The organism is Planktothrix rubescens CCAP 1459/22 (assembly GCA_904830895.1).
Classification (GTDB): Bacteria; Cyanobacteriota; Cyanobacteriia; order Cyanobacteriales; family Microcoleaceae; genus Planktothrix; species Planktothrix agardhii.
Map to the genome: position 1 here is coordinate 1,525,130 of LR882958.1, position 17,478 is coordinate 1,542,607.

General features: G+C 39.8%; 16 protein-coding genes. 10 read left to right on the forward strand and 6 right to left on the reverse strand.

Annotated elements, in window-relative coordinates; all coding sequences use genetic code 11:
• Positions 1–19 precede the first annotated feature (19 nt).
• A complete protein-coding gene (locus tag NMG86_RS07115) occupies positions 20–1,663 on the forward strand; it encodes an IS1634 family transposase (RefSeq protein WP_026796751.1) in 1,644 nt (547 codons plus the stop codon).
• A 463-nt stretch (positions 1,664–2,126) separates the two neighbouring features.
• On the opposite strand, the gene NMG86_RS07120 is transcribed toward NMG86_RS07115, so the two are convergent.
• Complete coding sequence (locus NMG86_RS07120) at positions 2,127–2,597, reverse strand: DUF29 domain-containing protein (RefSeq protein WP_026797316.1); 471 nt, start codon at positions 2,595–2,597, stop codon at positions 2,127–2,129.
• 129 nt (positions 2,598–2,726) lie between these two features.
• Here NMG86_RS07120 and NMG86_RS07125 point away from each other — a divergent pair, with 129 nt between their 5' ends.
• The 4 genes from NMG86_RS07125 to NMG86_RS07140 all read left to right on the forward strand — a co-directional run bounded on the left by NMG86_RS07125 (position 2,727) and on the right by NMG86_RS07140 (position 7,848).
• Positions 2,727–3,881 carry an iron-containing alcohol dehydrogenase family protein gene (locus NMG86_RS07125; protein WP_026797317.1) on the forward strand — a complete coding sequence of 385 codons (1,155 nt, stop codon included), beginning with the start codon at positions 2,727–2,729 and terminating at the stop codon, positions 3,879–3,881.
• 254 nt (positions 3,882–4,135) lie between these two features.
• The gene (locus tag NMG86_RS07130; protein ID WP_026787575.1) at positions 4,136–5,323 is read left to right on the forward strand and encodes an aspartate aminotransferase; all 1,188 of its coding nucleotides are present in this window, start codon (positions 4,136–4,138) and stop codon (positions 5,321–5,323) included.
• 108 nt (positions 5,324–5,431) lie between these two features.
• Entirely contained in the window at positions 5,432–6,616 is a 1,185-nt protein-coding gene (locus NMG86_RS07135; RefSeq protein WP_026797318.1) for a class I SAM-dependent methyltransferase, read from the forward strand.
• A 407-nt stretch (positions 6,617–7,023) separates the two neighbouring features.
• A complete protein-coding gene (locus NMG86_RS07140; RefSeq protein WP_026797319.1) occupies positions 7,024–7,848 on the forward strand; it encodes a PEP-CTERM sorting domain-containing protein in 825 nt (274 codons plus the stop codon).
• Positions 7,849–8,175: 327 nt separating this feature from the next.
• Here the strand turns inward: NMG86_RS07140 and bioU are convergent, their stop codons facing one another.
• A complete protein-coding gene (bioU, locus tag NMG86_RS07145; RefSeq protein ID WP_026797320.1) occupies positions 8,176–9,189 on the reverse strand; it encodes a (S)-8-amino-7-oxononanoate synthase BioU in 1,014 nt (337 codons plus the stop codon).
• Positions 9,190–9,271: 82 nt separating this feature from the next.
• Positions 9,272–9,886 carry a hypothetical protein gene (locus NMG86_RS07150; protein ID WP_026797321.1) on the reverse strand — a complete coding sequence of 205 codons (615 nt, stop codon included), beginning with the start codon at positions 9,884–9,886 and terminating at the stop codon, positions 9,272–9,274.
• Between the two features lie 233 nt (positions 9,887–10,119).
• Between NMG86_RS07150 and ureE the strand changes: the two genes are divergently transcribed.
• From ureE to ureA, 5 genes are all read left to right on the forward strand, one after another.
• Positions 10,120–10,557: an urease accessory protein UreE gene (gene ureE / locus NMG86_RS07155; RefSeq protein ID WP_026797322.1), complete on the forward strand. Its 438-nt coding sequence runs from the start codon at positions 10,120–10,122 to the stop codon at positions 10,555–10,557.
• Positions 10,558–10,667: 110 nt separating this feature from the next.
• Positions 10,668–11,357, forward strand: a complete 690-nt coding sequence (locus NMG86_RS07160) for an urease accessory protein UreF (protein WP_026787569.1) — start codon at positions 10,668–10,670, stop codon at positions 11,355–11,357.
• Positions 11,358–11,408: 51 nt separating this feature from the next.
• Positions 11,409–12,008, forward strand: coding sequence for an urease accessory protein UreG (gene ureG, locus NMG86_RS07165; RefSeq protein WP_026787568.1), 600 nt, complete (start codon positions 11,409–11,411; stop codon positions 12,006–12,008).
• A 272-nt stretch (positions 12,009–12,280) separates the two neighbouring features.
• On the forward strand, positions 12,281–13,129 hold the full coding sequence (locus NMG86_RS07170) for an urease accessory protein UreD (RefSeq protein ID WP_026797323.1): 849 nt from the start codon (positions 12,281–12,283) through the stop codon (positions 13,127–13,129).
• Positions 13,130–13,156: 27 nt separating this feature from the next.
• Positions 13,157–13,462, forward strand: coding sequence for an urease subunit gamma (ureA, locus tag NMG86_RS07175; RefSeq protein WP_026787566.1), 306 nt, complete (start codon positions 13,157–13,159; stop codon positions 13,460–13,462).
• Between the two features lie 34 nt (positions 13,463–13,496).
• Here ureA and NMG86_RS07180 read toward each other — a convergent pair whose 3' ends face one another.
• From NMG86_RS07180 to NMG86_RS07190, 3 genes are all read right to left on the reverse strand, one after another.
• Complete coding sequence (locus NMG86_RS07180; protein ID WP_043938798.1) at positions 13,497–14,777, reverse strand: HhoA/HhoB/HtrA family serine endopeptidase; 1,281 nt, start codon at positions 14,775–14,777, stop codon at positions 13,497–13,499.
• A gap of 202 nt (positions 14,778–14,979) precedes the next feature.
• Positions 14,980–16,131 (reverse strand): SpoIID/LytB domain-containing protein, encoded by a 1,152-nt coding sequence (locus tag NMG86_RS07185; protein ID WP_043938796.1) that lies wholly within the window; start codon positions 16,129–16,131, stop codon positions 14,980–14,982.
• A gap of 266 nt (positions 16,132–16,397) precedes the next feature.
• The gene (locus NMG86_RS07190; RefSeq protein ID WP_026787563.1) at positions 16,398–17,315 is read right to left on the reverse strand and encodes a sensor histidine kinase; all 918 of its coding nucleotides are present in this window, start codon (positions 17,313–17,315) and stop codon (positions 16,398–16,400) included.
• Positions 17,316–17,478 lie beyond the last annotated feature (163 nt).

Genomic DNA, 17,478 nt, shown 5'->3' on the forward strand with positions numbered 1-17,478 from the left:
TAGCTGAACAAATAAAAATATGAAAAACCCCCTAGAAGCGATAGAAATCGTGAATTTAGACCATTTAGGAATAGTAGCAGGCGTAATAGATGAGATGGAATTAGTAGAAGAAGTGAATAAAAAAGTGGGATTAAGAGGAAAAGAAGCCATAAGCCCAGGACAGGTAATGAAAGCAATGATTTTGAATGGATTAGGGTTTTTGAGCGCGCCGCTGTACCTATTCGAGAACTTTTTCGTAGGGAAAGCAACAGAACATTTAATAGGAGAAGGAGTAATAGCAGAGCAACTAAATGATGACAGAATCGGGAGAGCATTAGATAAATATTATGAAGTAGGAACAACAAATCTATTCACAGCAATAGCCCTAAAAGCCGCCCAAAAATTCCAAGTAGAAAAGGAAAGCGTACACCTAGATAGCAGTTCGATATCAGTAGAGGGAGAATACAAAAGTAAAGAAGAAGAAAATCAGGAAATAGAAGAAGAAATGAAAGCCATAAAAATAGTGCATGGATACTCAAGAGATAAAAGACCAGATCTGAAACAATTTATAATAGATATGGTAGTAAGCGGAGACGGAGATGTGCCATTATATCTAAAAATAGATGACGGAAACGCCGATGATAAAAGCGTATTTGTAGAAAGACTAAAAGAATTTAAAAAGCAATGGACATTTGAAGGAATATGTGTAGCAGACAGTGCATTATACACAGCAGAGAATATAGGAGCAATGGCAGGAATGAAATGGATAACAAGAGTACCATTAAGTATAAAAGAAGCGCAAAATAAGATTGTAGAGATAGAAGAGGAAGAATGGGAGCAGAGTCAAATAAAAGGATATAGAATAGCAACGAAATCAAGTGAGTACGCAAACATAAAACAAAGATGGTTAGTAGTAGAAAGTGAAGCCAGGAAAAAAGCAGCCCTAAAAAAAATATCAGAGCAAGTAGAAAAACAGTTAGAGAACGCCAAAGCATCACTGCGGAAGCTATTGAAACAAGAGTATGCTTGCATAGCGGATGCAGAGATTGGGATAAAAATGTTATCAGATTCGTGGAAATATCACGAAATAAAAGAAATAAAATGCACAGAAAAAGCCAGTAAAAAAAGCCAAAGTAAAACAGAAAAAGGGAATCAAGAAAAGACAATAGTTTATCAAGTAACAGGAGAGATAGAACCTAGAGAATCAGTGATAGAAGCGGAAAAAATCAAAGCCGGAAGATTTATATTAGCGACAAATATATTAGACAAGAAAGAGGTGAGTAATGAAAAGCTATTAGCCGAATACAAAGCGCAGCAAAGTAACGAGAGAGGATTTAGATTTTTAAAAGATCCGTTATTTTTCACAGCAAGTGTATTCGTGAAAAAACCAGAGAGAGTGGAAGCAATAGCGATGATAATGGGATTGTGCTTGTTAGTGTATAACCTAGCTCAAAGAAAATTGAGAAAACAATTAGAAACAGCCCAAGAAGGGGTAAGAAATCAGGTCAAGAAATTAACGAATAAACCGACGATGCGGTGGATATTTCAAATGTTCCAAGCGGTGCATTTAGTCAGGATAAATGGAGAAAACCAAGTGAGTAACTTAACCCAAGAACGTCAAGAAATATTGCAGCATTTAGGGAAAGATTGCTGTCAATACTATTTAATGATTCCTGGGGGATAAAGATTAAAAGAAAGGGGGAAATAGTTGTAAAAAATCTAAGTTATGAGTCAAGATGAGAACTCTTGGCTGAAAAGAATTTGGTGATAAAATACAAATATATTAAAAAAATGGAGTTCTATTTCTATTAAAAAATAGTAATTATTTATGTTTAGTTAAATAGCGGTAAACTAGCTATATAATTTGATAGTAAAGCCTCGGAAGTTCACCGAAAAATTGGAATAGGTTTCTATTTTTTAGAATTAGTGGAAAATTTGACCCCTATCTGCGGAATGTGGGTTTTAGCGTTTTTATTAATTGTTAGTACCGATTTAACACATTAATTAATGATTGTCAATGTATTTTTCAATTCAGATCACAATCAGGATAGGTAATAAACTGAACTTTTGGCTAGATGCCAAATAAAATAAGAGATGCCATAGATAATTTTTTATACTTTCAAAATCAAGAGGGAGGGTGCGATCGCTTAACTTTCAGGCAAAAAATCACGATCAAGTACCTGTTCAGAAGTCAAGGGACAAGTTAACGAAAAAACACCTAACGGTAAACCCGTTTCAACAGATGCTAATATTCTAGCATCTTGATAGGTTTCATCAAAAATTTGTTCAAAATATCCCTTTAAACTGGGACTGGCTTTTAAGTCTTTATTAATTCTAATTCGATGTTCTATTATCGTAGATAGCCAACTATTAGAACGGCGTTCAGGTTGATATTGATATTTCAGTAAGTGCATTAACAAAACTCGTAAATTACTCTCGATCACTCGTTTCTCACTCCTCCCCATAGTCTCTAATTCTTCAATTAAATGATCTCGATCTAGTTCTAAAAAATTTTCTGTCCTTAATAAATTAACCGTTTTTTCAAGCCATAAATAAAAATCTTGATCATACAAACTAGAGAACGGAGGAGTTTCTGATCGGGGTTGAAAGATTGCCATTTTGTTCTTTCCCAGTCACTAATTCCACAATAGCTTAAAATTTGTGAACGAGCCTGTTGCCTATTCACTACCCCAATTACAGAACAATGGGGTAAAGTAAAAGATTCAGCACCACTGACTAAACTTGCTATGCCTCAAACTTCCTCAACCCAGAATCTAATTTCCACTTCGGTTGTAAGTTTAAATATTGCCCCAGCCCAAGTTTTACGCGGCAATAACGCCTTAACACAAGCAGGAGAGGCGATCGCAGGCTTTGGTCAACGGCCCTTAATCATTGGTGGCGATCGCTCCTTACCCCTGACTGTTCAAGCCCTACAACCCATTTTAGAACGTCATCAACTCCAATATTCTCAAATCTACTATGGGGCTGACTGTAGCGAAACCAGCTTAACCGCCCTACGTCAAGCCGTTAGCAACCATAAGGCCGATTTTATCATCGGGACGGGGGGCGGAAAAGCCCTGGATGCGGCCAAACTGATCGCCCATCAATGTCATCTCCCGATCGTTACCATTCCCACTTCTGGGGCGACCTGCGCCGCTTGGACAGCCCTCTCTAACGTTTATTCCGAGGATGGGGCTTTTTTATATGATGTTAGTTTAGCCCGTTGTCCCGATTTATTGATTTTGGACTATAACTTAATTCAAAGTGCCCCCCAACGGATGTTAGTGGCGGGTATTGGGGATGCGATCGCTAAATGGTATGAAGCCAGCGTCAGTAGTGGACATTCCGATCAAACCTTCATGATCGCTGCGGTACAACAGGCGCGAGTCTTGCGAGATATATTATTACAAAAATCCTTAACCGCCTTACAAGACAACGGTGGCGAAACCTGGCGGGAAGTTGTCGATGCGACGGTATTACTGGCCGGAGTTATTGGCGGTATTGGTGGCGCCCAATGTCGCACCGTTGCGGCCCATGCAGTTCATAATGGGTTAACCCATGTTGCGGCTAGTCATGGGACTTTACACGGTGAAAAAGTCGCCTTTGGGATTTTAGTACAACTGCGTTTAGAAGAAATGGTACAGGGCAACCAACTCGCGGCTACTGCTAGACAACAATTATTAAAGTTTTACACCGATTTAGGTTTACCCCAAACCCTGAATGATTTGGGAATGGGTAAAATCACCTTAGCCGAACTGCGACAAGCCGCCGACGTTGCTTGTAATGAACGTTCTGATATTCACCGTTTACCGTTTAAAGTAGTTCCAGAACAGTTAATGGCGGCAATGGTATCAACTACAGCCCCCATCGTTGAAATCAAACTAAAGAATTCAACTCCTTAACTCTATATAGTAGGGAACAGGGAATAGGGAATAGGGAATGGGCCCCCCAAACCCCCCGTGCACGGGGGGCTAGGGGGGGAGGGAATAGGGAATAGGGAACACCAAAGACTCTTACCTAGAGTCCTAGACAAATTGCGATATCAGAATTAAGAATTGAGAAGGGAAGGAAAAAAGCAGACCCGATCGGGGGAAAATAAAGAATCACTTTTTTTCTTCTACTGAACACATTAATTTTAACCTCACATAATCGACCAATGACATTAGATTGGATTAGCCCTGCTGACCGGATACAAGCCTTACCTCCTTATGTTTTTGCCCGTTTAGATGAATTGAAAGCCAACGCCCGTCAACAGGGCTTAGATTTAATTGATTTAGGTATGGGAAATCCTGACGGGGCCACACCTGAACCGATTGTTGAAGCGGCAATTGAAGCATTAAAAAATCCGGCAAATCATGGCTATCCACCCTTTGAAGGAACGGCTAATTTTAGACGAGCAATTACTAATTGGTATCACCGACGTTATGGTGTTTCCCTCGATCCCAATGGCGAAGCTTTACCCCTATTAGGGTCAAAAGAAGGATTAGGTCATTTGGCTTTAGCTTATATTAATCCGGGGGATCTGGTGTTAGTTCCTAGTCCTTCCTATCCCGTGCATTTTCGGGGGCCAATAATTGCAGGGGGAAAGGTTCATTCTATTATTTTGAAGCCGGAAAATAACTGGCTAATTGATTTAGGATCTATTCCTGATTCTGTTGCTGAACAAGCTAAAATTCTCTATTTTAATTATCCCAGTAACCCCACGGGTGCAACCGCTCCCAGGGAATTTTTTGAGGAAATTGTTGCCTTTGCCCATAAATATCAAATTCTGCTAGTGCATGATTTATGTTATGCCGAATTAGCTTTTGACGGTTATCAACCTACGAGTTTATTAGAAATTCCGGGGGGAAAAGAAATCGGGGTAGAATTCCATACTATGTCTAAAACCTATAATATGGCAGGTTGGCGAGTTGGTTTTGCGGTGGGCAATTCCAAGGTTTTACAAGGGTTAAGAACCTTAAAAACTAATTTAGATTACGGGGTATTTTCGGCACTACAAACGGCGGCGGAAACTGCTTTGAATTTGCCAGATTCCTATTTAAAAGAAGTTCAAGAACGCTATTGTACCCGGCGAGATTTTCTGATTAAGGGTTTAGCAGAATTGGGTTGGAATGTTCCTAAAACCTTAGCTACAATGTATTTATGGGTTCCCTGTCCAGAGGGGATGAATTCCACGGATTTTGCTCTCACGGTGTTACAACAAACAGGTGTGGTTTTTACCCCTGGAAATGCCTTTGGTATCGGTGGAGAAGGCTATTTTAGAATTAGTTTAGTGGCAGATTGCGATCGCTTGGGAGAAGCATTAAACCGCTTAAAAGATGCTAATATTCGGTATCAACCCTAATCCGTTGTTAAGCTGTTGTTGTGCTTCAGCACTCATTGAAGAAGGGCTAAAGCCCAACAACGGTACAACAACGAGGAAAATTATTAATATTATGAATAATTGTTTGTTATGGAATATGAAAACAATCTGAATTTATGTAATTTTATTACTCAAAAAATCAAGGAAAATCCCCAAAATAGAATTACTTTTGCTGATTATATGAACTGGGTTTTATATCACCCAGAATATGGATATTATAGCATTAATAAACCCAAATTAGGCGCGGAAGGAGATTTTGTTACCTCTCCATATTTAGGGTCAGACTTTGGGGAAATGTTAGCAGAACAATTTTTCCAAATCTGGGAAATTATGGATTGTCCTAACTCCTTTACTTTAATAGAAATGGGTGCGGGACAAGGAATATTAGCTAGTGATATTCTGTTATACTTACAAAAAAAATATCCTGATTTTTTTCAATGTTTAAATTATATTATTATCGAGAAATCTAATTTTCTCAAAGCTCAACAACAACACCAACTCAAAAAAACTCTCTCCGATTCAATATCAATTCAATGGTGTGACCTTGAGGATATTCCAAATAATAATATTATCGGTTGTTTTTTCTCTAATGAATTAGTTGATGCTTTTCCCGTCCATCAAATTATAGTTCAGGATCAACAGCTTCAAGAAATTTATATTACCTTAGATTCAGAAGTAAGATTCAAGGAAATTATTGCTGAACTTTCTACCGAAAAAATTACAGATTATTTTAAATTAATTGATATTGATTTATGTTCTAATTCTTACCCAGAAAGATATCGAACAGAAGTTAATTTAGCTGCCCTAGACTGGATCAAAACCCTAGTGACCAAACTGAATCAAGGCTTTATTTTAACAATTGATTATGGTTACACCGCCCAACGATATTACCTTCCCAGTCGCAAAGAAGGAACCCTACAATGTTATTATCAACATAGTCATCATAACGATCCCTATCTGAATATTGGTCGCCAGGATATCACCGCCCATGTTAACTTTACCGCCTTACAACTTTATGGGAAAGACTGGGGAATTGATGGCGTTGGGTTTACACAACAGGCTTTATTTTTAATGGCGTTAGGGTTAGGCGATCGCATTTCCGCCCTATCCCAACCCTCAAACTATTCTATTTCAGAAATATTACAAAGACGAGAATGCTTACACTCTTTAATTGATCCTATGGGTTTAGGCAATTTTGGCGTCCTTCTACAATCTAAAGGCTTAAGTCCATCTCAACAACAAATTCCCCTTCAAGGTTTCAGTTTTCCCATTTAAAGCCCAAAAAAGCTCCGATAGTCAAAAACTTGATGCTGATCTGCGTTTTTTTGCGGATATTGCCGAGGATTAAGTATAATTTGCTACCTATATACGGAGATATTTGTACGGGATATTGTGATCAAACTCACAGCTTTTATCCTGAAACATTCATTTTTATTTTAGGTAGATATAAAGTCCACACATCCGATAGAAAGGTTTTTTTAGCTAATTTCATCATCCCTTTATATTTGTACCGACCCACTGTAAACCTTCGGTAAAAATAACCAATATTTCCAAAAACCTATAGACAACCCCAAACTAATTGCGTAGTATTAGTAATAGGGTAGGACAAAGAGACCAAGAACGCCTAAGTTCAATCCCCTTGTTTCTACCCCAGGCTAAAAAATATAAAGGATGAGGCTGAGATGAAAAACACAATATCTAAAATTATCGGTTCCACTGTATTAGCTACTGGAGTTGCCGTTTCCCTAGTTGCAGCACCTGCACAAGCAAAACCTCCATCACCCCCAGCACCCAGTTCGACAGTTGCAGCACCTGCTGCACAAGCAAAACCTCCATCACCCCCAGCACCCAGTTCGACTATTCCTGTTAATACTTCAGATTTGGGGATATACGATACAAAAACCTTTGGATTTAGCAACGTCTTCGGTGGCGACACAGTTGGAGATGGTCTTGTTAGCCAATTCAAGTTTAATGTTAGCAAAACCAATACCAATCAAGTTTTGTTCCAGTTTGAAAATACAGGTGCAGTATCAACTGCATTTATTAGCCAGATTAAATTCTCTGATACCAGTAGTGATTTAACTAATAATTTATTTGGAATCTCTGCTATCGGATCTTTTTACAATAAAGGAGTTGTTGGTTTTGAAAAAGATCTAAATAGTACAAATTTGGCTCAATCTAACCTGATTACAGGTTGGGACGATCCTGATAGTATTGGTTTTAATTCAATCCGGCAAGGTTCTAATAAAGACGGAATTGATCAGACAGAAAAGTTGGGTTTGCTGTTTGACGGTAGCTTTGACAAAGTGATCAGTAAGTTGAATTCTAATCAGTTAAAAGTTGGAATGCACGTTCAAGGAATTTATGGCAAAAGTGACACTTTTGCCAGCTATGTAGAACCTCCCACTCCCAAACCCCCCGTTGAAGTTCCCGAACCCGCCACACTCGTTGGTTTAGGTTTAGCTTTTGGTGGAATGCTGGCTTCCCGTCGTCGTCAATCTAACTAAGAAAACGATGATTAAATTAGTCATCCCAAACCACTCAAAAATTGCATTAATATCTGTCTCAAATGATTGAGACCCTCAGCCTTTATCTCATCTCAATAGTAGCGGTACTCATCATGCCGCTACTTTATTTAAGAAATAGATAACTCCAATTCAGGCTGTAGTTACAAGATTTAATCAATTGTATATCCAAACAATAAAATTACTATCAAAATCAGAGTACCGGGTGCATTTATCTATTAATAAACATCAAAAAATACAGTTTTAACTCAGGTAGAATTTTAATCTCCCTGAGTTTTTTTAAAGTTAGCGATCGCTTTTTATTGAATATTAACTAACAAATTGAGGCATAATTTCCGCCGCCGTAAATAAACCGTGAATCCCTCGACGATGTAGTTGAATTCCTGCCTTTAAATAGCCGAAAGCCGGCCCACAAACATTAGCTGCCATACTGGTTTCATCCCCTAAAGTAAAGGTATGGGTTGAAACTTTCCCTTCAAAAGTTCGGCCTGTAATTTGAACGTTTGTACTTAAAGGTTTTTTGGGGTTGCGAGTATCCACAATTCCACCCACGGTAACGCGATCGCGTGAACAAATACCCGCCAACTCTAACATAATATCATCGGCGTGTTCCATATTTTCTAAGGTCAGTAACCCGCCCGTTTCTGCTAATAAAGCTTCTATTTCTGCATCGGTCATCGCTCTGGCCTGTTCAACCGTATATCCGGGTAAATGACCAATATCTTCTCGAATAGTAGCGCGATAGGCTTCCCAATTAGCAATCCCGACTCCAAAAGTAATTTTAATGTTGTGAATTTCTGTATAACTTTGGGCGGCGAGGGCGGCTGCTGCTGTTAATAACCCAGGTGTCGCTCCACATCCGGTCATATAGGTAATTCCGGCGGTTTGTAACTCATCTTTGAGTTCTAATAATAATTCCACGGCACTCGTCCGTTTAATCGCATCGACTAATACCCCTCGCCATCCCAACCGAATAAAGGTTTTAGCCACACTAGCCATAAAATCATTAGGTAAATTCGGCAAAGCCAGAAAATATCCTTCAACCCCTGGGGCGGTTTTAACTAAATCTTCAATACTGTTACTACTCAAAACTCCATGGGTTTCTAAATATCCCACCGACCCTTGAGCTTGATATATCTCAATACAGCGATTCGGGTTCAGTCCCTCCCCATCATAAGCATAGCCCTTCTGATCGGCCACAGCCACCCACTGCATTTGCTGTTTTGGGGCTAAAACCCTTGTTGCTGCCTGTCCTAGCCCGCCAAATCCTAAAATTCCTACCCGAATCGGAGACAAACCTGCATTAACCATTACTGGACTCATTGAATCTGATTGAATTTAGACAATTCTCCATTATAGTCCTTTCTTTACTATTACCCATTACCCATTACCCATTACCCATTACTTAATTTCCAGACCCATTGGTGTCTCCAGACGCTGGGGGAGAAGGCTCAGAAGTGGGACTAGAATTGGTTTCTGGTAATACTTCGTCCTTCTTGGGTTCAGCTTGAGGAGCCGCCGGAGGAACTGTTACATTAACATTGGGAGCAGCTTGAGGAGCCGCCGGAGGAACTGTTACATTAACATTAGGAGCAGCTTGAGGAGCCGCCGGAGGAACTGTTACATTAACATTGGGAGCAGCTTGAGGAGCCGCCGGAGGAACTGTTACGTTAACATTGGGCTTAGGTTGGGGGACTTGCACGGGAACAGGAACAACTTGAGTTCGATTTTTCTCAATAATTACCGTATCTCGCCCTGGGGTTTGAGTTTTGGGAGTATTAAGTTCCGATTGTCCTGGCCCTACGGTTGGAGCTTTGGAGTCATCGGGTTTAAATAAACTAGGCCAAACTAGAAAACCAATTCCCAGTGATAATAATACAGCAATTCCTATGCCAATTATGGTACTCCAAGCTATGTCATTATTAACTTTAGTTCTTTCATTTTGACGAATAGATTCATCCCTTACTGGGTCAGGATTATCCCGATTAGAATGGGGCTGATTTAAAGGTCGATTATTCATAAATTTTTACCAAAGTTTATCCCAATTAAAAACGAATTGATTTAGATGAGATGATTAAATTAAATGTACCTAAAATTCTGGCCTAAATTCATCTATCTGAAGGCATAACCTATTGTGATATAAAAGTTGTTGGGCTTTAGCCCTTCTTGAAATCGGTGCTCAAGCACAACAATGAGGAATTTATTAATAGATTGATTTAAACTTTATTCTATTAGTTCTAATCACCTACAATTATGATTATTTTTACGCAATTAATTCCAGAGAAAGAGCATCAACAGGTTACAGTTAATCTGGCTCTAACCGCAGAAGAACGCACAAAAACCCGTCAATATATTGAAACTTTAGAGGGTAAAACCTATTATCTTCGTCTTCCTAGGGGAATAGTTTTAAAAGCGGGGGATTTATTAACCTCTGATGCTCAAGATATTTGGGCAAAAGTGATTGCTAAACCTGAACCTATTATTACAGTCAGGGCTAACCATTCCCTCGATTTATTAAAAGCGGCTTATCATTTAGGAAATCGTCATGTTCGGTTAGAAATTACCTCCGACTATTTACGATTTTCCCCCGATCCTGTACTATCTTCAATGTTAGTAAATCAGGGATTAACAATTCAAGAAGAAATTGCGCCTTTTTATCCTGAAGGGGGAGCCTATGGACATCATCATTAATTATAGCAATAAGCAGGTTAGTGTTGACAACTTCTTTGTGTCTTTGTGTCTTTGTGGTTAAATTAGGCTTGACCTTTGTAAAGATATCCACAAGAACTGCTATATTATCAATGATTTTAAATTTATTACAACTTTCCAGTCCGGCTTTACCCTTGGGTGCTTATAGTTATTCAGAGGGTTTAGAAACCTTAGTTGAAACTCAAGTTATTACTGATCATTCTAGTTTATTACAGTGGTTAATTCAAGACCTGAATTATGGCGCAATTCGACTGGAAGCTGCCTTAATGGTTCGGGCTTATCGCTGTGTTATCAATCAAAATTATAACCAATTTGTTTATTGGAATCAATGGTCAACAGCGGCTAAAGAAACATCGGAATTGCGACAACAAAGTTGGCAGATGGGAAATACTTTAATCCAGCTTTTAGTTAATTTAGAAGCGGTTAAAACAACAGATTTAGAATTACCTGATCTGAAAGATTGGACGGAAAAAGTGGGCAAACCTTGTAATTATGCGATCGCATTTGGATTAGGTGCAGTATATTGGCATCTTGATCTAAAAAATGCCTTACTAGGATATCTCTATAGTTGGGCGACTAATTTAATTAGTGCTGGGGTAAAACTAATTCCATTAGGTCAAACTATGGGTCAAACTTTACTCTTACAATTACACCCGGAAATAGAATCAACAGCTACAGCTATTTTACAATTAGAAGATGAGGATTTAGTGAGTTGTAATTGGGGGTTAGCATTAGCAAGCATGGCCCATGAAACCCAATATAGTCGATTATTTAGAAGTTGATTTTATTAAATTTATGCTATAATTAATATGGGTAATTTTAGTTTTAATTTTATGTCTGGTTTACGAGTTGGAATTGCTGGGCCAGTAGGTTCGGGAAAAACAGCCTTAGTTGATGTTTTGTGTAAGCAAATGCGAACCTCCTATCAATTAGCGGTAGTTACAAACGATATTTATACTCAAGAAGATGCTCAATTTTTAGTTAATTCCCAAGCCTTAGAAAGCGATCGCATTTTAGGGGTAGAAACCGGAGGTTGTCCCCATACAGCTATTCGGGAAGATGCTTCATTAAATTTAGCAGCTATTGAACAATTAGAAACCAAATTTAATCATTTAGATTTGTTATTTGTAGAAAGTGGTGGGGATAATTTAGCCGCTACCTTTAGCCCAGAATTAGTGGATATTACTATTTACGTTATTGATGTAGCCGCCGGAGATAAAATTCCCCGTAAAGGTGGCCCAGGAATTACTAAATCCGATTTATTAGTAATTAATAAAATTGATCTCGCGCCCTTAGTGGGTGCAGATTTAGGAATTATGGAAAGAGACGCGAAAAAAATGCGCGGTAATAAACCTTTTGTATTTACAAACCTAAAAACCCAACAAGGATTAGATGCTATTATCAAATTTATTAAATCCCACTTAATCCCGTAGTAAGCCCTTCAGGGCTTTCTTTATTCCCTAGATTTAATAGTAAAAACCAACATTAATAACGATGTATAATTAGTAGTAAGCCCTTCAGGGCTTTCTTTATTCCCTAGATTTAATAGTAAAAACTAATATTAATAACGATGTATAATTATTGGTTTGGTAACGATAAAAACTTGAAGAAGCCCTAAAGGGCTTACTACCATTAATAACGATGTATAATTATTGGTTTGGTAACGATAAAAACTTGAAGAAGCCCTTTAGGGCTTACTACTTTTATGAAAAATTTAGAAATTAATCCCTCGCAATGGCAAGGAATATTAGAGTTAGATTATCAAAAAATCAATAATTCTACTCAGTTAGTTAAAGCCTATAGTCAAGCCCCGTTAAAGATTCAGCGTTCTTTTTATCCTGAAGGTAAGGATATCTGCCATAGTATTATATTACATACTGCCGGAGGAATGGTAGGCGGCGATCGCCTATCCCAAACCATTAATTTACAGCCGGAAACCCAGGTTTTATTAACTACTCCCGCAGCCAGTAAAATTTATCGAAGTTCGGGAGAAACCGCCCAAAATACTATTAATATTGAAATCCAAGAACAAGCTTATTTAGAGTTTATTCCCAGGGAAATAATTATCTTTAATGGAGCTATTTTTAGTCAAAATCTTCGAGTGAATTTAGACCCGAATGCTTGTTATTTGGGATGGGAAATTACCCGGTTTGGACGTACAGCTAGGGGAGAAATATTCAACCAAGGACAATGGAAATCCTGTACGGAAATTTGGCAGAATGGCTGTCCAGTTTGGATTGATCGACAGGGGTTTATTGCGAATGAAGAAATATTGAATAGTCCCCATGGTTTGGGGGGAAAACCTGTAATTGCCACCTTAACTTGGGTGGGACAACCTGTTTCTGAAGATATTGTGAAAAATATCAGACAATTGTGGTCGCAGCGAGAAACTTCTAGTCAAGCTGGAGTGACGCAATTAATATCAGGATTACTCTGTCGCTATCGGGGAAATTCTACCCAAGAGGTGATAAACTGGTTTACGGATGTTTGGCAATTGCTCCGTCAAAATTATACGGGAAAATCAATTGTCAAACCTCGCGTCTGGCAACTTTAATCCTTGAAAAATTATTAACATAAATCTATGCAATTATCCCCGCAAGAAAAAGATAAGTTATTGATTTTTACGGCTGCTTTATTAGCAGAAAGACGCAAAGAAAAAGGACTAAAATTAAACTATCCAGAAGCCGTTGCTTATATTACTGCTGCTATTTTGGAAGGAGCAAGGGAAGGACGAACAGTTTCGGAATTAATGAGTTATGGAAAAACAATTTTAAGGCGAGAAGATGTTATGGAGGGGATTCCTGAAATGATTCATGACGTACAGGTTGAAGCCACTTTTCCCGATGGAACAAAATTAGTTACGGTTCATGATCCTATCAGCAATTAGTAGAGACGCGCCATGGCGCATCTCTACAGCCTGATTACTGATTAACGGGGATAGCTGCGGTTTTCACGTCTAAATTGAGAGGTTGACCTTGACGTTTAATTTCCATTTTTAACGAACTTCCTACCGTTACATTTTCAACAATTTGTTGGATTTCATCGGCTTTAGTAACTGCGATATTATCCACTTGAATAATCACGTCTCCAGCGCGTAATCCTGACTGATGGGCGGGAGAATTGGGCATAACTCTGGCAATCAAAACTCCTCGATCTTCATTCACACTAATCGGACTATTGGGATCTTGATTTAGACTTTCTTTGACTTCAGGAGAAAGCGTTACCATTTGAATCCCTAAATATGGATGTTCAACTTTTCCAGTGGTAGAAATTTGATCGGCAATGTGTTGAACTTGATTAATCGGAATCGCAAATCCTAAGCCCTGGGCGCCTTGAATAATGGCGGTATTCATCCCAATTACCTCACCCTTTTGATTCAGTAACGGCCCACCAGAATTACCCGGATTAATAGCGGCATCGGTTTGAATAAAACTAACTCGTTTATCGGGAATACCAACTTCACTTCCCGAACGACCTGTAGCACTAATAATACCCACAGTTACAGTATTATCTAATCCTAATGGGTTGCCAATGGCGATCGCTAATTCCCCAGGTTGTAAAGTTTCAGAATTACCAATAGTTAAAGTCGGTAAATTATCCGCTTGAATTTGAATCACAGCAACATCCGTTACCGGGTCAGTACCCACTACTTTTCCTTCAAATTGACGACCATCTTTTAATACAACCGATACCTTTGTAGCCCCATCAACAACGTGAGCATTAGTAATAATTCGACCATTGGAATTAACAATAAATCCTGACCCGGAACCCCGAACAATTTCCTGTTTAGGCGCATTGGGCATTTGAGAACCAAAGAAACGTTCAAACGAGGGATCATTAAACTGTTGTGGCATCTGATTTTCAACGGTTTTGGTCGCATTAATTCGGACAACAGCTGGCCCGAAATGCTGTACCACCGAAGCTACCAAGTCAGGAGTGGTAATTGTCCCCTGCTTGGCACTGACTGGGGCAGGGAGGGCGGTCGGGGGTACGGGGGATGTCACCGTCGGGGGGCTGGGTTGAGGGCGTTGGAGTTGAGGCAGAATAGACATTCCAGCGATTCCTGCCCCTACCCCTAATAAAACTAAAGATAAAGATGTTAAAGATGAGGTTTTCGGGCGTTGAGTAGGACGGGGTGTTTCCGTCCATTCCAACCGAGAAGACTCTAGGGGAGAATTTAAAGCATCAAAATCAGATTTCATTGTAATACCTCTATCTATAAAGAATTAAGGGGGTAGAAATGTTTTTGCCCCGATATTCTTTAAGTTACAGGGTGAATATGACGCTACTGTGGCAAAGATATGACACGGAGATGAAGATTTAATCCGTATCCCGTAGTAAGCCCTTCAGGGCTTCTTCCCCATCTTTAAATATCATCAGAGAGTCCTAAAGGACTCACTACGGTTAGCGAACATCAATTTTTGCTAAAGTCGTATTCTGATAATAGTGGGCTAGAATCTGTTGATAATTGTATCCACCCCGAGCCAAATTATAAGCACCCCATTGACTCAAACCCACTCCATGACCAAAGCCACGACCCGTGACTTGAAAACTGGTCGTCCCACTTTTTCGATTCACTTGAAACCGGGTGCTACGAAGTCCCAGGGCTGAGGCAATATCATCCCCACTCATCACTCGCGCCCCTTTGTCCCCAACTACTTTCATCGCCAGAATACTACCATAGGCCGAAGTCCGTTGCGGAGTCATCGTCGTAATATTCCCGACACCAGAAATCCGTTTACTTAAATCCGTTTGTGAGAAGGTTTTTGTCCATTCAAATACCGGAGTTCCTTGGTCAAAGTCTGGGACTCCCCGTAAATAGGGTAAGGGTTCATTCCAGACATCCTCAACATTTTCGGTATGTCCTCCAGAAGCCGAATGAAAAGCCGCTAAAATAGCTTGACCGTTATAGGTCAAAACCTGTCCCCTGGTCGCATTCACCGCCGCCAGAGTTCCCGTGGATTCAGTAATTAAACCTTTATAGACCTGGGAATTTTGATCATCTCCAACATCAAAAACCCCATTACTGCGTTGACGTCTGTAGAGAGCGTAGGTTCGCGCCGCCACCGCCTGAGCTTTCAGGGCTTCCTGGGGCCATCCGCCATCCATTTCCGCCCCCAGAACACTATAGAGATATTCTTCTAAATCAACATAATTAATCGCCGTTAAACCGCCATTCCGAGGCACTAATAACACCCGTCCTCGATACCAACCATTACCTATCCACACATTCCCCCCATTGCTGGGGTCAATCCAGAGTTGGGAACCTTGCCAGTTGCCCAGGGCGACCTGTCCGGCTTTGGCTTGGGCGACACCGCCTCCCATCGCTGCCAACTCCCCTAGGACTTTACCATTGCCATCTCGGACAACAGCCTGGGTGGTGCTACCGACTTTAACCTGATTCGCACCGTCTTTAATAGCGACCCGCAATAATAATTGGGCTTGGGCCGGGGCAACCAGACAGAACCAAATCAGCAACGTCGCCCACCCATAGCGTTTGAAACGTTGCACGGAGTTAGTAAAAGTATTCTGAGGTTGGGTCAGGGAACAAACCATAATCTCGATCAGATCCAGCACCGACTAATCTATCACAACTTCCCAAACCAAAACACCCTCCCCTAGAAATTTTAACTTTAGGGGAGGGCTAATTCAAAAAATACTGACAACTTTTTTAGAGATAGGATAGTTTAAAGTAATATTGCTGACGGGTTACAAGGGGGCTAAAAGGTATATGGGTTCTGGAAAAGGCTTAAAAATTAAGCAATTGGGGTAACAAAAATATATTAATAGCTGACAAGAATTAAGCCGTGTCTCTAATTGAGTTAGGGTTTTGCTAAGGGAATCGAACATTGAGTCCGATTAAAATTAGAATCTTCTCCCTCAGAAGGAATCGCTAAAATTTCTAAACGACCCTTCATTAAACTCAATAAAGTTTGATTCATCAACAGCCGCATTCCTGGGGATAAAGTTCCTTGCTCAAACGGAGGTTGATCAATATCTAATGTGGATTTTAATAAATCCCAAGACTCACTCCAAGCACTAACCGGACGTTGATCATCAACCCAAATATGCACAAATCCCGTTTCGGGAGAAGGATGTGCAGAAACATTCACACTTCCCTCGGTCATTTGAGCGATCGCAGTATCCACTAAACTGACTAAAACTTGTCGCAGTCGAGGTAAATCTGCCATCACATAAATATCACTATCAGGAGGATCAATTTTTAATCTAATACTACGATTTTCCGCCTGCATACAAGTTAAATCTTCTACCTCATCCATCAGTTTTGCTAACCCAATGGCATGAATATCCATAGTATCTGTGCCATATTCTGTTTTAGCCACAGAAATCACTTCATCTAATAATCTCACCATTTTCAACGCTGATGTGTGGGCGAGATTGATAAATTCTCGTTCCTCCTCTGGGTTCTCGCAGAGATCGGAAATAATTATTTGTAACGTACCAATCATGCTACTAAGGGGCGATCGCAACTCATGGGACGTCCGCGCCAAAAACCCCGCTTTAAATAAACTCAATTCCGTCGCCGAATGATAGGCAAGTTGAGTTTGTTTCAATTGATAAGATAGGGTTTGCACCTGCTGTTGATAATCGACATCTTTGGAGGTGTCTTCTGTCCCAACTGGGTCGGGCGATTTTTTTCCTTTTCCCAGCCATAGCTGATTTAGGGCGACCCCTAACCCCAACCCAAAACCTAAATATAAAAATTCGCTCCAACCCATTTCAGTTATCAGTAATCAGTTATCAGTTATCAGTGTAGGAGTTGATCAGTTATTGGTCAACTTCAGTAATCAGTAATTAGTTTCCCCCCTTTTCCAATGGGGGGCTAGGGGGGTAAGAGTTAAGAGTTGATCAACAGTTTAAAAGCTCGGAGTTAATCAACAG